Source organism: Streptomyces sp. NPDC000151 (assembly GCF_040301705.1).
Lineage (GTDB): Bacteria > Actinomycetota > Actinomycetes > Streptomycetales > Streptomycetaceae > Streptomyces.
This window is the reverse complement of the sequence record NZ_JBEPFC010000073.1, coordinates 1-18,525: the sequence shown is the minus strand read 5'-3', so window position 1 is coordinate 18,525 and position 18,525 is coordinate 1. Positions and strand designations below refer to the sequence as shown.

Genomic DNA, 18,525 nt, shown 5'->3' with positions numbered 1-18,525 from the left:
CGGGTGATCACGGTTAGCTTCACTCGTCATGAACCGGCTCGCGCGCGACCTGCCCGCGAGCGGTCAGAGATGATGTGGAGTACCCCCATGGCACATCTGAGATCCAGACGGGTGCGCGCGCTCGCCGTACCGGTCGGACTGGCCCTCGTCGCGTCCCTCGGCTTCCTCCCGCAGGCGGCCACCGCCGCCCCTCAGGAGGAGTCCCGGGCCACGGTCACCACCGACGGCCCGCTGCTCTCGTACGTCGTCAACGCCACCCCGGGCAAGTCCTCGGTGGCCAGGGTCGGCAAGGAGATACGTGCCGCCGGCGGCACGGTGGTCGTCGCCCACGAGAAGATAGGCGTGATCGTCGTCCACTCGGCGAACCCGAAGTTCGCCGAGACGATACGCACGGTGCGCGGCGTCCAGTCGGCCGGCGCCACCCGCACCGCCCCCTTGAAGCCCTCCGGCACCACCGACATCGGCAAGCCGCAGAAGGCCGACCTGACCAAGGCCGCCCGTACGGCGGGCGCCCGCGCCAAGGCCGCCGGCGAGGAGCCCCTGGAGTCCCTCCAGTGGGACCTGCCCGCCATCAAGGCCGACCAGGCCGCGAAGGTGAACCCGGGCAGCAGGAAGGTCACCGTCGCCGTCATCGACACCGGCGTGGACGACACCCACCCGGACCTGAAGCCCAACTTCTCCGCCCAGCAGTCCGCCAGTTGCGTGGGCGGCGTGGCCGACACCACCCCCGGCTCCTGGCGTCCGTGGAACCCGGCCGAGGACTACCACGGCACCCACGTCGCGGGCACGATCGCCGCGGCGCGCAACGGTGTCGGCGTGGCCGGCGTCGCGCCGGGCGTGAAGATCTCCGCCATCAAGGTCAGCGAGCCCGAGACGAGCCTGTTCTACGCCGAGAGCGTGGTCTGTGCCTTCGTCTTCGCGGCCGACCACGGCGTCGAGGTCACCAACAACAGCTATTACGTCGACCCGTGGATGTTCAACTGCAAGAGCGACGCCGATCAGGGCGCCATTGTCGACGCGGTGGGCCGGGCGGCCAAGTACGCCGAGCGCAAGGGCGCGATCAACGTCGCCGCGGCCGGCAACTCCAACCTCGACCTGGCGGCCAAGGAGCTGACCGACAAGTCGAGCCCGAACGACAGCACTCCGGTGGAGCGGAAGATCAACCCGGCCGAGTGCTGGGACGTGCCCACCCAGCTCCCGGGCACCGTCACGGTCGCCGCGACCGGCGTGAAGAAGCTCAAGTCGTACTACTCCAACTACGGCAACGGCGTGATCGACGTGGCCGCGCCGGGCGGTGACAGCCGGCAGGTCCCCGACCTCCCCGCGAAGAACGGCAACATCCTCTCCACCATGCCGGGCGGCGACTGGGCCTACCTGGCGGGCACTTCGATGGCCAGCCCGCACGTGGCCGGCGTCGCGGCGCTGGTGAAGAGCGCGCACCCCGACAGCAGCCCGCAGGAGATCCAGTGGCTGCTGAAGAAGGACGCCGACAACCCGGGCTGCCCCCAGGGTGACGCGACGTGCACCGGTACTCAGCACGTCAACGGCCACTACGGCTACGGCATCGTGGACGCGCTGGACGCCGTCGAGCAGCACTGAGCGAGCGGCGCCGGGGCCCGTGGAGCCGGGCCCCGGCGGCCGTGACCGTTACGGCTACAGCCACGGCTACGGCCGTACCAGTACCTTCAGCGCCCTGCGCTCGTCCATCGCGCGGTATCCCTCCGGCACCCCGTCCAGGTCCACCGACACGTCGAAGAGCGGCGAGGGGTCGACGGTGCCGTCCAGGACGTCCGGCAGCAGCTCGGGGATGTACGTGCGTACCGGTGCCACGCCGCCGCGCACCGCGATGTTCCGCCCGAACGTCACGCTCAGGTCCAGGCCGTTGCCGCTGCCGTGCGGCACCCCGACGTAGCCGATCGCGCCGCCCGGCCGGGCGATCTCCACCGCGGTGCGCATCGACTGCTCCGTGCCGACCGCCTCGATCACCGCGTGCGCGCCGTGCCCGTCGGTCAGCTCCCGCACCGCGGCCGCCGCCTCGTCGCCGCGCTCGGCGACCACCTCGCTCGCCCCGAAGGCCCGCGCGAGGTCCGTACGCGAGCGGTGCCGCCCCAGGATGATGATCCGCTCCGCGCCCAGCCGCCGGGCGGCCAGCACCCCGCACAGCCCCACCGCGCCGTCCCCGACCACCGCGACCGTCGCGCCCGGCCGGACGCCCGCGCCCAGCGCCGCGTGGTGCCCGGTGCCCAGCACGTCGGCCAGGGAGAGCAGCGCGGTCAGCAGCCGGTCGTCACCAGCTGCTGCGGCGGGCAGTTTCACCAGCGTGGCGTCGGCATACGGGACGCGCACCGCCTCGCCCTGGCCGCCGTCCGAGCCGGGCGTGCCCCAGGCGCCGCCGTTGACGCAGGAGGTGGTCAGCCCGTCGGCGCAGTAGTCGCAGGTACCGTCGGACCAGGTGAAGGGCGCCACGACGAGGTCGCCCGGCGCGACGGTGACGACGTCGTCACCGGTGTCGGTCACCGTCCCGAGGAACTCGTGGCCGGTGCGCTGCCCCGGCTCGCGGGGCGACTCGCCCCGGTACGGCCACAGGTCGCTGCCGCAGATGCAGGCCCGCGCCACCTGGACCACCGCGTCCTGCGGCCGGCGCAGCGCGGCGTCCGGCACCTCCTCGACGCGGATGTCGCGGGGCGCGTGGAGAGTGCTGGCTCGCATGGCGGGGAGTCCTCGCTGTCCGGGGCGTGCCCCGGCCCGGGGCCTCACGGCCCACGCTACGTCCGGCCCGGTACGGCGGCGCGCCGGGCCGGTCCGTCGGGGGCAGCGGCGCCGGCGGCGGCCGGTGCCGCCGTCCGCAGCACGCCGTCGGCCAGCAGCCACTGGGCGGCGAGATAGCCGAGCATGATGCAGAACTGCGGCGCGGGCGGCTGCGGCCAGTGCGCGAGGCCGCTCGCGATGAGGGTGTCGGAGGCCAGGAAGAGCAGGCCGCCGAGCAGGGCGCGCGGCCCGGCCCGCAGCGCGCCGTACGCCATCGCGGTGAGCAGCAGGCTGTACCCGGCGACCGGCCCGCGCAGATCGGCGGCGAGGTCCGGCCACAGCAGCGCCACGGTGCCGAGCCAGGCGACGGCGTACGCGGCGGCCGCGGCGGCGAGCCGCCCGCGGCCCCACTCCGGTGCGCTGCCCCGTCGTACGAACAACACCAGGTAGCAGACGTGCCCGGCAGCGAAGGAGGCCATCCCTACGAGGAAGGCCGTCTCGCCGTCCACTTGGAGCAGCGTGTCTCCGCCGCACCCGAAGAGCAGCGCGGCGGCGAGCAGTACGGGGCCGCCGCGGGCGAGTACGTAGGCGGCGAGCACCGGCAGCAGCGCCGGTTTGGTCGCCACCTCCACCGTCCCGGCCCCGGCGAGCAGCGCGCCGAGGTGGACGGCGGTCAGCAGCCCGAAGGCGGCGAGGAGGGCGCGGGCCGCGGTGGAGCGGCTCATGCGGCGGACGTCCCGGTGTCCGGCACCGGGGACGCGGCGTCGCCGCTCCGTGCGGGCTGCCAGCCGGGGCCGCGGAAGATCCGCCCCGCCCGCTCGCTCCAGCTGCCCGCGGCCCGTACGTCGCGCGCGATGGCCGCGTACTCGTGGGTGGCGACCCGCAGCGGGTTGAAGGTGCCGATGTTCTTGGTGAGTCCGAAGACGGGCCGCTCGGTCTCCGGGACGAAGGAGCCGAACAGCCGGTCCCAGACGATCAGGATGCCGCCGAAGTTCCGGTCCAGATAGCCGCCTTGGGAGGCGTGGTGGACACGGTGGTGCGAGGGCGTGTTCAGCACGTACTCGAACGGGCGGGGCAGCTTGCCGACCCGCTCGGTGTGCACCCAGAACTGGTACACGAGGTTCGCCGAGGAGCAGAAGGCGACCGCCGCCGGGTGCACGCCGAGCGCGATCATCGGTACGTAGAACGGCCAGACCGTCCAGGTGGTCCAGGGCTGGCGGAGCGCGGTGGTGAGGTTGAACTTCCGGCTGGAGTGGTGCACCACGTGGCAGGCCCACAGGATGCGGATGACGTGGTGGCCGCGGTGCGACCAGTAGTAGAAGAAGTCCTGCGCGAGCAGCATCAGGGGCAGCGTCCACCACAGCACGGGGATGCGCAGCGGCGTCAGCTCGTAGACGGCCGCGTAGACGGCCACGATCGGGATCTTCCACAGCGCGTCGAAGACCAGGCTGCCGAGCCCCATGCCGATGCTGGTGGCGGCGTCCTTCGTCTCGTATCCGGCGGCGTCCTCGTCCGGGTGCAGCCGGTAGCTCACCATCTCCAGGACGGTGAGCAGGACGAAGGCCGGTATCGACCACAACACGACATCGGGCAGGTGCGGCATGTGGGGCACCATAGAACGGGGTACAGGGGCTCGGCCAGAGGTTGTTACCAATGAGTATCGGTCAAAGTTACCGGCGGTACGCTCACGGGGTCCGGGCCCGGATCACTCCCCCACCCCCACGAACGGGAAGTCGAAGCCGGTCAGCCAGTGCCGGCCGGTCTCCCGGGCGCGCCGCCAGGACGCCTCCACGGGCGCCTGGTTGCGCGGCTGCCCCAGGTCGTCCGGCGTCGGCCCGACGCGCCGCGCGACCGACGCGAGCCGCCGCCTGTCGAAGCCGAAGACCTCGGCGGCCGACTCGCCGAGCATCCGGCGGGTCTCCCCGACCGGGATGTCGTGGAAGGCCCGGCGCAGCCACTCCTTCGTGTGCGGCCAAGTCCCCTCCGGGTGCGGGAAGTCGGAGCCCCACAGGATGTTGTCCACGCCGATCTCGTACCGCTGCGCCAGCTCGCGGCGCCGGGGCGCGGTGGCGCAGACGAAGACCTGACGGTCGAGGTACTCGTGCGGGGACCGCTTCAGCGCGGCGAACGGGGAGAGCTTCTTGCCGCCGTGCGCGCCGAGGTAGCACCGGTCCATGTGCCACAGCAGGTTCGGCAGCCACCAGCAGCCGGCCCCGGCGACCCCGAAGCGCAGCCCCGGGTGGCGTTCGAAGGCCCCGGACCACAGCAGGAACCACAGCGGGCGGGCCGGCCACCAGGTGGCCTCGGACAGCTCGATGCCGAGGTGGCCGCCGTACTCGTGGCGGGGCGCGGCCCCCGCGTGCGTGAGGACGGGCATCGCGGTCTCGGCGGCGGCCGCCCAGACCGGGTCGTACCGGCGGTCGTGGAACGGCGCCCCGCCGGCCCACGTCGCCGGGATCAGCAGCGCGCCGAGCCCGGACTCCCGGGCCCGGTGGATCTCCGCGACCACCTCCTCCACCTCGCCGGCGACCGGCAGCACGGCGACGCCGCAGTGCCGCTCGGGGTCGGTGGCGCAGAACTCCGCGAGCCAGCGGTTGTACGCCCGGGCGCCCGCCATGCCCAGTTCGGGGTCCTGCCCTTCGGGGGCGTCCAGGCCCGCTCCGAAGGGCACCGCGACGCCGCCGTCCACGGGGTCCGTGTCGGGCAGCACGACCTCGGCGGCCACCCCGTCGCCGTCCAGCTCCTTGGCGCGCCGCGCGGCGTCCCAGCCGCCGCGCAGGCCCTCCTCGTTGTCCTCGTACCACTTCATGGCGGAGGTCTCGTTCCGTATGCCGCGCCGGGCCGTACCGGCGCGCCGGGCGTCCCGCTGCCCGAGGAAGTCGTCGAAGGCCCGGTGGTGCCCGGCCTCCAGATAGGGCCGGTACCGCTCGGCGGGCAGCCCGGCGTGGCAGTCGGCGGAGATGATCAGGTACGGGTCGGTCGGGTCCGTCATCGCGGCTCCTCGGTCGGTCCGGAAGGAAGCGTTCGAGGTGGTCCTGCGCATGCGTGTCGCGTACGCGTCGCGTGCGTGTCGCGTCCATGTCGTGCCCGTGCTGGAACAGGGTTACAGCGCGACCCCACGAGGGGTAAAGAGACGTGCATCGGTCAGGTCGGGCAGGGACCTGACGCCCCTTCGGGAAACCCGGCGCGTACGGGGCGCGCGATGTCCGAATCATCCCCAAGCGCGCATCCGTACGCCCCCACACGGCATCGCTGTCAGTGCCGGCCCGTATCCTCATGGACCATGCTCGAAGACCGCACGGCAGCCGACCGCACACTCACTCCGGAGATCGTGCGGCAGCCGGCCCCGCAGGAGGAACCGCAGGCTCTCTGGCCCACCGCCTATCCCGAGGGATACGCGGTGGTCGACGTGGAGACCACGGGCCTGGCCCGCGACGACCGGATCATCTCCGCTGCCGTGTATCAACTGGACGCCCGCGGCGAGGTCCAGGACCGCTGGTACACCCTCGTCAACCCCGAGCGCGACCCCGGTCCGGTGTGGATCCACGGCCTCACGAGCGAGGTGCTGGCCGACGCCCCGCTCTTCCCGCAGATCGTCCCCGAGCTGTCCCGGCGCCTGGAGGGCCGCGTCCTCGTCGCGCACAACGCGATGTTCGACTGGTCGATGATCGCCCGCGAGTACGCCCGCGCCAAGGCCCAGGCACCGGTGCGCCAGCGGCTGTGCACGATCGCGCTCTCCAAGGAGCTGCGGCTGCCGCTGCCCAACCACAAGCTGGAGTCCCTCGCGGCGCACTACGGCGTCGTGCAGGAGCACGCGCACCACGCGCTGGACGACGCCCGGGTGCTCGCCGAGGCGTTCCGGCCGAGCCTCCGGCTGGCCGCCAAGGACAACCTCCGGCTGCCGCTGCTGGCCTGCCAGCCGCTGACCGAGTGGGCCGACGCGCCGCGCCCGCCCGCGCAGCGCTCCGGATCCGGCGCGGGATACCGCCCGTCGACCTGGCGCCCCTCCCGCAAGCGCCCGGCCTGCCCGTATCCGAACCCCGGACGGTACGAAGCGGGCGGCCGGCTGACGCAGGGGATGCGGGTCGCCTTCTCCGGTGACACCTCCGTGGACCGCGAACTGCTGGAGGACCGCGCGATCGAGGCCGGGCTGCACGTCGCGACGAGCGTCTCCCGGCTGACCAGCCTCCTGGTCACCAACGACCCGGACTCCCCCACGTCCAAGACCGCCAAGGCCCGCTCCTTCGCCACCCCGGTAGTAGACGAGGCCGCCTTCATGCAGCTCTTGCAGGACGTCCTGCCGGCCCAGCAGAAGTAAACGGCAGCGCCCCGTCAGGGGCGCGGGGAACTGCGCGAGCAACCCAAACGGCGCGTGCGCCGGACGCCGACCGAAGTCCCCACGGCGGGCAGCCGGCCCCCGCCCCCGTCCGGGTGAAGCCGACCAACACACCCCCGCCCGGACCGCCCTCGTCGGAAATCCGCGCCCATCCTGGGGCGCATGGCACGATGCGAGGTCTGCGGAAATGACTACGGCATGACGTTCGAGGTGCACGCGCAGGGCGCGGTGCACGTCTTCGACTGCTTCTCCTGCGCCATCCACCGCATGGCGCCCATCTGTGAGCACTGCCGGTGCCAGGTCATCGGCCACGGCGTCGAGGCGGACGGCCACTGGTTCTGCTGCGCCCACTGCGCCCGCGCGGAGGGGAAGGTGGGCATCGTCGACCGGGTCTGACGGCCGGGACCGGGCGCCCGGCCGGCCCTCGGCGGGACCCTGCCGTCGGGGGCCGAATCGTGACAGGTACCGTCAATACCGTGTACCGCTTCCTGTTGTCCCGGCAGTGGGTGATCCTCACCCTCGTGGGCCTCGTCCTGATCCCCGTCATGGTCAAGCTGGGCTACTGGCAGCTGCACCGCCATGAGCACAAGGTCGCCCAGAACGCCCAGATCGCCAAGGCACTGCACGCGAAGCCGGTACCGGTCACCGACCTCGCGAAGCCGGGGCGCGATCTGCCGGAGGCGGACCGCTGGCACCCGGTCAGGGCCACGGGGCGGTACGACACCAAGGGCGAGGTCGTGGTGCGCAACCGCACCGCCGCCGACGAGCAGACCATCGGGTACTACGTCCTCACCCCGCTGCGGCTGACCGACGGCGCGACCGTCCTGGTCAACCGCGGCTGGATCGCGCCCAGCGGCGGCGCGCTCACCACCTTCCCCGACGTGCCGCCGGCGCCGAAGGGAACGGTCACCGTCACCGGCCGGGCAATCCCCGACGAGACCACCGCCGAGAGCGGGATCAAGGACACCAAGGGGCTGCCCGCCCGCCAGGTCATGCTGATCAACAGCAAGCAGGCGGCCGAGCGGCTGCACCGCCCGGTGCTCGGCGGCTACCTCGAGCAGACCGCGCCCGAGCCCGCCGGCGGCAAGCCCGAGCTGGTCCCCGAGCCGGACCACGACAGCATCGGCCCGCACATGGCGTACGCCGTCCAGTGGTGGCTGTTCGCCGCCGCGGTACCGGTCGGCTGGCTCGTCCTGGTACGCCGTGAGCGCCGGGACCGCGCCGCTGCCGCCGCCTCGGAGACCGCCGGCACACCCTCGGAACCGGCCGAACCGGCCCCCACCGCAGCCACGGCCAAGGACTAGTCCCCGCATAGCTCCCGCCCCCACCGGGCAGTCGTGACAGCGTGCATCCACCTATCGAGGACTACGCGCTCATCGGGGACCTGCAGACCGCCGGGCTCGTCGGCCGCGACGGCTCCATCGACTGGCTGTGCCTGCCACGCTTCGACTCGGCCGCCTGCTTCGCCGCCCTGCTGGGCAACCGCGACAACGGCCACTGGCGACTCGCCCCCGCCGACCACCGCGCCCACGCCGAGCGGTCCTACCGTGGCGACTCGCTCGTCCTGGACACCGTCTGGACGACCGACACCGGCCGCGTACGCGTCACGGAGTTCATGCCGCAGCGCGACCGCGCCCCCGACGTCGTCCGCATCGTCGAGGGCCTGGAGGGCAGCGTCGAGATGCGCGGCGTCCTGCGGCTGCGCTTCGACTACGGGCGCGTCGTCCCCTGGGTGCGGCACGTCGGGGACTGCCGCGTCGCCGTCGCGGGGCCCGACTCGGTATGGCTGCGCGCCGAGCCCGAGGTGACGACGTACGGCCAGGGCTTCAGCACCCGCTCCGACTTCACCGTCGAGGCCGGCGAACAGGTCGCGTTCGTCCTCACCTGGCACCCCTCACACGAGCCGCGCCCCGATCGCATCGACCCGTACGAGGCGCTGCAATGCACGCTGGACGACTGGGCGGAGTGGTCGGCGCGGTGCTCGTACGACGGGCCGCACCGCGAGGCCGTCGTCCGCTCCCTGATCACGCTGAAGGCGCTGACGTACGCGCCCACCGGCGGCATCGTCGCGGCCCCCACCACCTCGCTGCCCGAGGAGATCGGCGGCGTCCGCAACTGGGACTACCGCTACTGCTGGCTGCGCGACGCCACCCTCACCCTCAATGCGCTGCTCTCCGCCGGGTACGTCGAGGAGGCCGTGGCCTGGCGCGACTGGCTGCTGCGCGCGGTGGCCGGCTCCCCCGCCGACCTGCAGATCATGTACGGGCTGGCGGGCGAGCGCCGGCTCCCGGAAGCGGAGCTGCCCTGGCTGGAGGGGTACTCCGGCTCCACGCCCGTCCGCATCGGCAACGCCGCCGTCGAACAGCTCCAGCTCGACGTCTACGGCGAGGTCCTGGACTCCCTGCACCTCGCCAAGGCCGCCGGCATGCCCGACAAGCCGCACGCCTGGAACATCCAGCGCGCGCTGCTCACCTTCCTCCGGAAGAACTGGCGGGAGCCGGACGAGGGCCTGTGGGAGGTGCGCGGCCCGCGCCGGCACTTCGTGCACTCCAAGGTCATGGCCTGGGTCGCCGCGGACCGCGCCGTCCGCACCGCCGAGGCACACCCGAACCTCAAGGCGGACCTCGACGTCTGGCGCGCGATGCGGGACGAGGTGCACCGCGAGGTGTGCGAGAAGGGGTACGACCCCGAGCGCGGCACCTTCACCCAGTACTACGGCTCGGAAGAGCTGGACGCGGCGACGCTCCTCATCCCGCGCGTCGGCTTCCTGCCGGGCGACGACCCGCGCGTCATCGGCACCGTCGACGCGGTCCGCCGGGAGCTCACCCACAACGGGCTGGTGCGCCGGTACAGCGCCCAGCGGGCCGACGGGGAGCACGCGACCGACGGGCTGCCGGGCGAGGAGGGCACCTTCCTGGTGTGCTCCTTCTGGCTCGCCGACGCGCTGCACCTCACCGGGCGGCAGAAGGAGGCCCGCGAGCTCTTCGACCACCTCCTGGAGCTGCGCACCGACCTCGGGCTGCTGGCCGAGGAGTACGATCCGGCGACCGGCTGCCAGCTCGGCAACTTCCCGCAGGCGTTCAGCCACGTCGGCCTGATCGGTACCGCCTTCACCCTGGCGGGCATGCTCAAGGCAGACTGACCCCATGGATCTTGGACTCACCGACCGGACGTACATCGTCACCGGCGCGACCCGCGGACTGGGCCACGCCACTGCCGGCGCGCTCGTCGCCGACGGCGCGAACGTCGTGCTCACCGGGCGTACGGAGGAAGCTGCCACCGAGGCCGCGAAGCAGCTCGGCCCGCGCGCCCACGGCGTCGGCGCGGACAACGCCGACCCGGCCTCGGCGCAGCGCCTGGTGGACGCGGCCCGCGACCGCTTCGGCGGCCTGGACGGCATCCTCATCAGCGTCGGCGGCCCGCCCCCGGGCAGCGCCGCCTCCAACACCGACGAACAGTGGCAGGCCGCGTTCGACTCCGTCTTCCTCGGCGCGGTCCGGCTGGCCCGCACGGCTGCCGGGGCACTCGGCGAGGGCGGCGTGATCGGCTTCGTCCTCTCCGGCTCCGTCCACGAGCCGATCCGCGGCCTCACCATCTCCAACGGGCTCCGCCCCGGCCTGGCCGGCTTCGCCAAGTCGCTCTCCGTCGAGCTGGGCCCGCAGGGCATCCGCGTCCTCGGCGTCCTCCCCGGCCGCATCGCCACCGACCGGATGCAGCAGCTGGACGAGCTGTCGGGCGACGCGGAGGGCTCGCGCACCCGCAATGCCGCGACGATCCCGCTGCGCCGCTACGGCACCCCGGAGGAGTTCGGCCGCACCGCCGCCTTCCTGCTCTCGCCCGCGGCGTCGTACGTCAACGGCGTCATGCTGCCCATCGACGGCGGGGCGCGGCACGGCTTCTGAACGCCGGCGGCCCCGATCTCCCGTGCGGGGGTCAGCTGACCCGTTCGGCCCGGTGCCGTACGGCCCGCAGCCTGACCTCCGCCGGGAGTTCCGGCAGGCCCGTCGACTCGCGGGCGTGTGCCACCGCCCGCGTGCCGAGGAGGTCCACCGCACCGGCCGGGTCCGCGTGCGGCTCCAGCAGGAGCCGGGCCCGTACGCGGGGCTCGCGGCGCCGTCCCGTCAGATGCACGACGGCCCTGTGCACCCCGTCCGCGCTCTCCGCCTCGGCCGCGAGGACGTCCTCCAGGGCGCGCCCGCGCAGCAGTGCGCCCTCGCCGTCCCCGGTGTCGACCAGGACCTCGCGCAGCCGGCGGCCGCGGAACTGGGTCAGCAGCCACCACAGGGCGAGCAGGAGCAGCACGGCCAGCGCGGCGAGCACCACCGGCCACCACCAGCCCGTCCCCGTCCAGCGGGTACGGTCCGCTGCGGGCAGCAGGACGTCATCGGGCGCCGCCCATGGCCACCCGTCCGGCAGCCCGGCGCGCCAGCTCTGCGGCAGCGCGCCGCCGAGCAGCACCAGCCCACCGGCGCCCAGCAGCACCAGTCCGGTCAGTCCGAGCAGCACACGGTTGACCGCCCGCCGTACCTGACGCATCGGCACCGCTCACCTCTTCCCCGGACGGCGTACGTGGACGGACAGGCCGAGCGGCCGGACGAGGCCGAGCCGGTCCAGGCCCTCGGCGAGCGCGGCGTCCACGTCGCCGCGCACCTCGTCCAGCTCGCGGAAGTGCGCGACCGCGCGCGCCCGCACCTTGCGGCGCGAGACAGTGATCCGTACGGACTGCACGCCCGCCACCTCCATGACGCGGTCGCGCAGCACCAGCGCGGCGGCCGGGCGGTCCAGCCCGGCCCGTATCCCGGGCGTCGCGGGCCGCATCGTCAGGACGCCGCGCAGCCCGGGCGTCACCGCGAGCACGATCAGCCAGAGGCCCAGCGCCGCGGCGAGCGCGGCGGCGGCCAGCACCCCGGGGTTGTCCAGGGGGCGGGACGCCAGCTCGTCGGCGAGCCACCGGCGCCAGGCCATCGCCCGCTCCCCGGCCCGCACCGCGGCCACGTCGTACAGGAAGAGCCCGGCCACCGCGAGCAGTACCAGCGCCACCAGGCCGGCCGGCAGCCGCCGGGCCGACCAGAAGCGGCCGGCCCTGCCCCCGGCGGCGCCGGAGGTGTACGCGGCGGCGGAGGCGGACTGCTCGGGGCCGTCCGGGCCGCCGGGTCCGCGGGGCGTCTTCTCCAGCGTCGGGAGCCGACGCGTCGTGTCCGGCTCGCTCATGTCGCGCGTCCCGTCGCACAGGTCGCCGTACGTCTCATCGCACTCTCCCCTGCCCGGCCCGCTTCAGCTGCGGCGAGTGCAGGCGCGTCACCCGCACCGCCACCTCGGGCACCGTCATGCCCGCCAACGCCCATACCCGTTCGGTCACTTGCCGACGCACCGCGCCGCACTCCGCGCCGATGTCGCAGGGGTAGCCGAGCTCGACGAAGATCCGGACGCGGGCCTCGCCGTGGGTGTCCTGGCTGTTGTGCCGCCGGACCACGACGGTGGCGCGGGCGTCGCCGGGACGGACGTCGCGCGGAGGGCTGACGCTCTGAAGGGTGCCGCTCTGAAGGGTGCCCGTCCGGGTGCCCGTCTGCGGATCGTCGTTGGACGGGGTGCCGCTCCGCGGGCTGTCGTCGTTCGGGGCGCCGGCGGCGTGCGCGCCGCTGGTCTCCCGCGCCCTCGCGTCCGGTCCGCGCCGCAGCGCCTCCCGTGCCGCCTGGGCCGCGATCTTCTCGACCACCCGGTCGGCGACCCGTGTCGCGCCGCGCTGTCCCGGCGGGACGACGGGCTCGGGGGTCTGTCCGGTCACGCCTCACCGCCGCCGGGCGTCGCGTTCGCGGCCGCCCGCGCGGCGGAAGAACTCGCCGGGCTCCAGGTCCCCGTCCAGGAACCGCCCGGCCACGAAACCGACCGCGCCCAGCGCCGCCACCAGCAAGAAGGCACCGAATCCGCCGAAGTACCCCGCGAAGCCCAGCGCCATGCCGGCCAACAGACCGGCCACGGCCATGCTCATCGTGCGCTCCCTCGCTGCCACCCCGCCGGGATGGCGGTCGGACCGTTACTGGAGCCTGGGCTCCTCTTCTTCCTCTTCCACTTCGTCCGGCAGCTTGACGTCGCTGACCGCGATGTTGACCTCGACGACCTCCAGGCCCGTCATCCGCTCGACCGCCGCGATGACGTTCTCCCGTACCGCCCTGGCCACATCGCCGATCGACACGCCGTAGTCGACGACGATCTCCAGGTCCAGTGCCGTCTGCACCTCGCCGACCTCGGCCTTCACGCCGCGCGTGACGGACCGGCCGCCGGGCACCCGGTCCCGTACCGCGCCGAACGTGCGGGCGAAGCCGCTGCCCATCGTGTGGACGCCCATCACATCCCGGGCAGCCATGCCCGCGATCTTCTCGACCACGCCGTCCGCGATGGTCGTGCGTCCCCGGGTCGCCGGGTCGCCGCCGCCGCGCTTGGTCCCGAGGGTCTTCCGGGCGCCCTCGCCGTGCGGCTGGCCGCCCTGTGCGGTGTCGCTCATCGCATCGTCCCTTTCCGCGGGAAGGAGCGGACGGAGCGGGCACACCTGAGGTCCGCTCCGTGGTCCACATTAGGCGGGGTCGGGGCGGAGCGCCGCCGGGATACGCCGAGTGGGCGCGGAACGACGCGGACTCGCCCCTCGCCCGCCCCGGCGCACCGCGGCAGGCGTTACTCCGATGCCATGCGCCCCCGGCGCACCGCGGCAGGGATTACTCGCCTACTCGCCCGCGCCCGCGAGGTCGCGCAGCCGGCGGCCCTGCGCCGCGCGTTCCGCCGCGCGCTGCTCGTCGAGCGAGCGCGTCGCGGCACCGGCCAGCAGGGCCTTGGTCTCGATGACGGCGTCCCGGGGCGCGGCGAGCAGCGCCGCCGCCAGGTCCGTGACGGCGCCGTCGAGCTGGTCGCCGGGCACCACGAGATTGGCCAGGCCTGTGCGCTCGGCCTCCTCCGCGTGGACGTACCGCCCGGTGGCGCAGATCTCCAGCGCCCGGGCGTAGCCCACGAGATGGACGAGCGGCTTGGTGCCGGTGAGGTCCGGCACCAGGCCCAGGCTCGTCTCACGCATGGCGAACTGCACGTCCTGTGCGCACACCCGCAGATCGCAGGCGAGCGCGAGCTGGAACCCGGCGCCGATGGCGTGCCCCTGGACGGCGGCGACCGACACGATGTCGTTCCGCCGCCACCACGTGAACGCCTCTTGGTACTCGGCGATCAGCGCGTCCATCTCGTGCTCCGGGCCGCGCCCCATCTCCAGGAAGGACGGCTCGCCGGCGAAGCCCTCGGGAGTGAATGCCTGCCGGTCCAGGCCGGCGGAGAAGGACTTGCCCTCACCGCGCAGCACCACGACCCGCACACTCCCGGGCAGTTGCTGCCCCGCCTCGGCCAGGGCCCGCCACAGGGCGGGCGACTGCGCGTTGCGCTTCGCAGGGTTGGTGAGGGTCACCGTGGCGACGGCGTCGTCAACGGTGAGCCGTACACCGTCCTTGTCGAGCGGGGTCAGGGTACTCATCACGCGCCTCCGAGTCGGCCGTCGGGCACTGCACAGTAACCGCTAAGTTAACTGAACAGTAACCACCCGGTCGATCGCTTCTTCGACCGGGTGGCACCGTCGGCTCTTCGGAGTCGCGGGCCGCCTCAGTTCACGCCGAGGCGGCCTTCTTGCCCCTCGTGGCCCCGCCGCGACCGCGCAGGACCACACCGGATTCGCTGAGCATCCGGTGCACGAATCCGTAGGAGCGGCCGGTTTCCTCGGCCAGCGCCCGGATGCTCGCTCCGGAGTCGTACTTCTTCTTCAGGTCTGCCGCGAGCTTCTCGCGCGCGGCGCCGGTCACCCGGCTGCCCTTCTTCAGAGTCTCGGCCACCCGTGCCTCCTCATGGGAAGTGCGCTCTGGACTCTCATGATCACCCCTCCCGCCCGTCCTGGCCACCCATTCGGCAAGGTCCGTAGGACATGGTTTGGCGCGCAAGGCGGCGCACGGCGGCACGGAATCAGGGATTCCATGGGCCCGGCGTGGCCGCCTCCGTCGAGGCGCGCGAAGAAGAGCCAGGTCAGGGGGTACGGGGCGGCGCGCAACGGAATCCGTAGCCGGGCACGCGCCCCCGTGCGGCGCGGCGCGCCGGGTACGAGCCGTTCTCACTCAGATGATGGATCACCCGTCGGCCGAATGATCCATACGGCGTTGATCAAGATGTCCTACGCCCGTGCCGCGCGGTGCCGGGCGCCGCGGGCGATCAGGCGAGCGCCACCAGATCCGCGTAATCCGGGCCCCACAGGTCCTCCACGCCGTCCGGCAGCATGATGATCCGCTCCGGCTCCAGCGCGTCCACCGCGCCCTCGTCGTGGGTCACCAGGACCACCGCGCCCTCGTACGTGCGCAGCGCCCCGAGGATCTCCTCGCGGCTCGCCGGGTCGAGGTTGTTGGTGGGCTCGTCCAGGAGGAGGACGTTGGCGGAGGAGACGACCAGGGTCGCGAGCGCCAGCCGGGTCTTCTCGCCGCCGGAGAGCACGCCCGCGGGCTTGTCCACGTCGTCGCCGGAGAACAGGAAGGAGCCGAGGGTCTTGCGGACCTCCACGAGGTCCAGGTCCGGCGCCGCGGAGCGCATGTTCTCCAGGACCGTGCGGTCCGGGTCGAGCGTCTCGTGCTCCTGCGCGTAGTAGCCGAGCTTGAGGCCGTGGCCGGGGGTGACCTGGCCGGTGTCGGGCTTCTCGGCCCCGGCGAGCAGCCGCAGCAGGGTCGTCTTGCCCGCGCCGTTGAGGCCGAGGATGACCACTCGGGAGCCCTTGTCGATGGCCAGGTCGACGTCGGTGAAGATCTCCAGCGAGCCGTACGACTTCGACAGGCCCTCGGCCGTGAGCGGGGTCTTGCCGCACGGCGCGGGCTTCGGGAAGCGCAGCTTGGCGACCTTGTCGGACCGCCGCACCTCGTCCAGGCCGGCCAGCAGCTTCTCGGCGCGCTTGGCCATGTTCTGCGCGGCGACGGTCTTCGTCGCCTTGGCGCGCATCTTGTCCGCCTGGGTGTTCAGCGCGGCGGCCTTCTTCTCGGCGTTGGCGCGCTCGCGCTTGCGGCGCTTCTCGTCGGCCTCGCGCTGCTGCTGGTACAGCTTCCAGCCCATGTTGTAGATGTCGATCTGCGACCGGTTGGCGTCCAGGTAGAACACCTTGTTGACCACGGTCTCGACGAGGTCCACGTCGTGGGAGATCACGATGAAGCCGCCGCGGTAGGTCTTGAGGTAGTCCCGCAGCCAGAGGATCGAGTCGGCGTCCAGGTGGTTGGTCGGCTCGTCCAGGAGGAGCGTGTCGGAGTCCGAGAAGAGGATCCGGGCCAGCTCGACGCGGCGGCGCTGACCACCGGAGAGCGTGTGCAGCGGCTGGGCGAGGACGCGGTCGGGCAGGCCGAGGCTGGCGCAGATGGTCGCGGCCTCCGCCTCGGCGGCGTACCCGCCCTTGGTGAGGAACTCCGTCTCCAGGCGCTCGTACTTCTTCATCGCCTTTTCGCGGGTGGCGCCCTTGCCGTTGGACATCCGGTCCTCGTTCTCGCGCATCTTGCGCAGGACCTCGTCCAGGCCGCGCGCGGAGAGCACGCGGTCGCGGGCCAGTACGTCCAGATCGCCGGTGCGCGGGTCCTGCGGGAGGTAGCCGACCTCGCCGGAGCGGGTGACCGTGCCGGCGGCGGGGATGCCCTCGCCGGCCAGGACCTTGGTCATGGTGGTCTTGCCCGCGCCGTTGCGGCCGACCAGGCCGATGCGGTCGCCCTTGGCGATACGGAAAGAGGCGGACTCGATGAGGACTCGGGCGCCGGCGCGCAGCTCGAGGCCGGAAGCGGTGATCACGGAAAGACTCCAGGGCAGGGTGGACGGCGGAACGGACGGGCGGGCGGAGAAGCCGCAACGCGGCGCGCTCCGAAGGGAGCGCAAACGGGCCGACGCCGTCTAATGCACAAGGAGAATTGCCATAGGACCAGTCTAACGGTGGTGTGCAAGCAGTTTTCCCGGCCTCCGCCGCCCCCGCGAGGCCACTGCCGCGAGTCCCGCCGGAAGGGTCGAATACCCAGGTCAGGTGGTGTTGTCAGACCCCGCTGGCACACTTGTGTGAGTCAGGCCACACCGGCTCGCGAAGGGACCGAGACCATGTCCGCCACCCCGCCTCCCTCCATCTGCCCGACCCTGCTCTACCGCGACCCCAAGGCGGCGATCGAGCTCCTGACGACGGCCTTCGGCTTCACCAGGGGCGCGCTGTACGAGGACGAGTCCGGCACCGTGCTGCACGCCGAGCTGTCGTACGGCAACGGCACGGTCATGCTCGGCGCCAAGGGCCGCGGCGGCGTCTTCGCCGAGGCGATGGGCGACGCCGGGCCCACCGGCGTCTATGTCGCCGTCGCCGACGTCGACGCGCATCACGAGCAGGCCGCGGCGGCCGGCGCGGAGATCCTCGTGCCGCCCACCGACCAGGACTACGGCTCCCGTGACTACATGGCCCGCGACAAGGAGGGAAACATCTGGAGCTTCGGCACGTACGCCCCGTCGACCAAGGACGCCTGAGGCGCCGGGCCCCGGCCGGTCGCACCCTCGCCACGTGCCGGGCCCGGCCGGTCGCACCCTCGCCGGTCGGCCGCGCCCCGTGGAGCGCGCCCGCCCGCGGCCCGTCAGGCGCCGCCCGTGTGGACCTGGAAGGCCGCGCGGCGGACGGCCTTGGCCAGCGCCGGGTCGGGGTGCGCGGCGGCCAGCGCCACGAGGACCTGGACGGTGCGCGGATGCCCGACGGCGCGTACTTCCTCCAGCAGGCGCGGCACGGAGCCCTGCACGGCGGAGTCCAGGTGCCGTACGAGCAGCCGGCTCTCGCCGTGGTCGGCGACGGCCGCTGCGGTGTCCACCCACAGCCAGGTGGACTCCTCGCGGGTGAGCACGTCCGGCGCGGTCTCCGGGTCGCCGCCCTCGTGCTCGACCAGCCACAGCAGGGCGTACGGCCGCAGGGCCGGCTCGTCGGCCGCGGCCCGTACGGCGGGCTCGGCCGGTGCGCCGACCGCGCGCAGCGCCTCGAAGGCGAGCCCGCGCAGCAGGGCGTCGTCGCCGCGGGCGACCGCCAGCAGCTCCTCGACCGCGCTGCCGGCCGAGCGCGCGGCCAGCCACGCCCGGTACTCAGCGCGGGCGGGTCCCGGGGTGAGCCGCGCGCAGCCGCGCAGCATCGCCTCGGCGGACTGCTCGATGTTGCCGGCGGGGCTCTGCGCGGCCACGCAGATCTGCTCCAGCTTGACCCACACGGCCCAGCTGCCGAGGGGGGTGAGCCGGGCCTGCCGCTCGCCGGACGGTTCGCCGCCCCGCAGCAGCACGGCGGCGTCCCCGGCGCCGCGCGCCCGGGAAGCGCCGTTCCCGCCGCGTACGACGAGCGCGCCGACCGCGGCGAGCGCGCCCAGCGCCCAGTCCAGCAGCTCGGCGGACGTCACGTC

19 protein-coding genes and 1 pseudogene are annotated in these 18,525 nt (G+C 73.3%); 7 read left to right on the top strand and 13 right to left on the bottom strand.

Annotation, left to right across the window (positions count from 1 at the left end; genetic code table 11):
• Positions 1-87 precede the first annotated feature (87 nt).
• Positions 88-1,599: a S8 family serine peptidase gene (locus ABT381_RS20810; protein WP_351596231.1), complete on the top strand. Its 1,512-nt coding sequence runs from the start codon at positions 88-90 to the stop codon at positions 1,597-1,599.
• A gap of 66 nt (positions 1,600-1,665) precedes the next feature.
• Here the strand turns inward: ABT381_RS20810 and ABT381_RS20805 are convergent, their stop codons facing one another.
• The 4 genes from ABT381_RS20805 to ABT381_RS20790 all read right to left on the bottom strand — a co-directional run bounded on the left by ABT381_RS20805 (position 1,666) and on the right by ABT381_RS20790 (position 5,740).
• The gene (locus tag ABT381_RS20805; RefSeq protein WP_351596228.1) at positions 1,666-2,709 is read right to left on the bottom strand and encodes a zinc-dependent alcohol dehydrogenase family protein; all 1,044 of its coding nucleotides are present in this window, start codon (positions 2,707-2,709) and stop codon (positions 1,666-1,668) included.
• Positions 2,710-2,765: 56 nt separating this feature from the next.
• The gene (locus ABT381_RS20800) at positions 2,766-3,473 is read right to left on the bottom strand and encodes a lysoplasmalogenase (RefSeq protein ID WP_351596225.1); all 708 of its coding nucleotides are present in this window, start codon (positions 3,471-3,473) and stop codon (positions 2,766-2,768) included.
• Positions 3,470-4,351, bottom strand: coding sequence for a sterol desaturase family protein (locus ABT381_RS20795; protein ID WP_351596222.1), 882 nt, complete (start codon positions 4,349-4,351; stop codon positions 3,470-3,472). Before ABT381_RS20795 ends, ABT381_RS20800 begins: the two co-directional genes overlap by 4 nt.
• Positions 4,352-4,453: 102 nt before the next feature.
• Entirely contained in the window at positions 4,454-5,740 is a 1,287-nt protein-coding gene (locus tag ABT381_RS20790; protein WP_351596219.1) for an amidohydrolase family protein, read from the bottom strand.
• A 291-nt stretch (positions 5,741-6,031) separates the two neighbouring features.
• On the opposite strand from ABT381_RS20790, the gene ABT381_RS20785 reads away from it, so the two are divergent.
• The 5 genes from ABT381_RS20785 (at position 6,032) to ABT381_RS20765 (ending at position 10,986) form a co-directional block, all read left to right on the top strand.
• A complete protein-coding gene (locus tag ABT381_RS20785) occupies positions 6,032-7,066 on the top strand; it encodes a DEDDh family exonuclease (RefSeq protein WP_351596216.1) in 1,035 nt (344 codons plus the stop codon).
• A gap of 180 nt (positions 7,067-7,246) precedes the next feature.
• Positions 7,247-7,480, top strand: coding sequence for a metallothionein (locus ABT381_RS20780; RefSeq protein ID WP_351596213.1), 234 nt, complete (start codon positions 7,247-7,249; stop codon positions 7,478-7,480).
• An 80-nt stretch (positions 7,481-7,560) separates the two neighbouring features.
• Positions 7,561-8,388: an SURF1 family cytochrome oxidase biogenesis protein gene (locus tag ABT381_RS20775; RefSeq protein ID WP_351596210.1), complete on the top strand. Its 828-nt coding sequence runs from the start codon at positions 7,561-7,563 to the stop codon at positions 8,386-8,388.
• 41 nt (positions 8,389-8,429) lie between these two features.
• Entirely contained in the window at positions 8,430-10,226 is a 1,797-nt protein-coding gene (locus ABT381_RS20770) for a glycoside hydrolase family 15 protein (RefSeq protein WP_351596207.1), read from the top strand.
• A 4-nt stretch (positions 10,227-10,230) separates the two neighbouring features.
• Complete coding sequence (locus tag ABT381_RS20765; RefSeq protein WP_351596204.1) at positions 10,231-10,986, top strand: SDR family oxidoreductase; 756 nt, start codon at positions 10,231-10,233, stop codon at positions 10,984-10,986.
• 31 nt (positions 10,987-11,017) lie between these two features.
• Here the strand turns inward: ABT381_RS20765 and amaP are convergent, their stop codons facing one another.
• From amaP to ABT381_RS20725, 8 genes are all read right to left on the bottom strand, one after another.
• A complete protein-coding gene (amaP, locus tag ABT381_RS20760; RefSeq protein WP_351596201.1) occupies positions 11,018-11,620 on the bottom strand; it encodes an alkaline shock response membrane anchor protein AmaP in 603 nt (200 codons plus the stop codon).
• Between the two features lie 9 nt (positions 11,621-11,629).
• The gene (locus ABT381_RS20755) at positions 11,630-12,295 is read right to left on the bottom strand and encodes a DUF6286 domain-containing protein (protein ID WP_351596198.1); all 666 of its coding nucleotides are present in this window, start codon (positions 12,293-12,295) and stop codon (positions 11,630-11,632) included.
• 34 nt (positions 12,296-12,329) lie between these two features.
• Positions 12,330-12,869, bottom strand: a complete 540-nt coding sequence (locus ABT381_RS20750; RefSeq protein ID WP_351596195.1) for an Asp23/Gls24 family envelope stress response protein — start codon at positions 12,867-12,869, stop codon at positions 12,330-12,332.
• 3 nt (positions 12,870-12,872) lie between these two features.
• Positions 12,873-13,073, bottom strand: coding sequence for a hypothetical protein (locus tag ABT381_RS20745; RefSeq protein ID WP_030264671.1), 201 nt, complete (start codon positions 13,071-13,073; stop codon positions 12,873-12,875).
• A 45-nt stretch (positions 13,074-13,118) separates the two neighbouring features.
• Complete coding sequence (locus ABT381_RS20740; protein ID WP_351596190.1) at positions 13,119-13,586, bottom strand: Asp23/Gls24 family envelope stress response protein; 468 nt, start codon at positions 13,584-13,586, stop codon at positions 13,119-13,121.
• A gap of 216 nt (positions 13,587-13,802) precedes the next feature.
• Positions 13,803-14,591, bottom strand: coding sequence for an enoyl-CoA hydratase/isomerase family protein (locus tag ABT381_RS20735; protein WP_351596187.1), 789 nt, complete (start codon positions 14,589-14,591; stop codon positions 13,803-13,805).
• A gap of 130 nt (positions 14,592-14,721) precedes the next feature.
• Entirely contained in the window at positions 14,722-14,943 is a 222-nt protein-coding gene (locus ABT381_RS20730) for a helix-turn-helix domain-containing protein (protein WP_006606369.1), read from the bottom strand.
• Positions 14,944-15,313: 370 nt separating this feature from the next.
• Entirely contained in the window at positions 15,314-16,912 is a 1,599-nt protein-coding gene (locus tag ABT381_RS20725; RefSeq protein ID WP_351596183.1) for an ABC-F family ATP-binding cassette domain-containing protein, read from the bottom strand.
• A 297-nt stretch (positions 16,913-17,209) separates the two neighbouring features.
• On the opposite strand from ABT381_RS20725, the gene ABT381_RS20720 reads away from it, so the two are divergent.
• Positions 17,210-17,620 carry a VOC family protein gene (locus ABT381_RS20720; protein WP_351596180.1) on the top strand — a complete coding sequence of 137 codons (411 nt, stop codon included), beginning with the start codon at positions 17,210-17,212 and terminating at the stop codon, positions 17,618-17,620.
• A gap of 104 nt (positions 17,621-17,724) precedes the next feature.
• Here the strand turns inward: ABT381_RS20720 and ABT381_RS20715 are convergent.
• Positions 17,725-18,525, bottom strand: a pseudogene (locus tag ABT381_RS20715) (hypothetical protein); the annotation flags it as partial.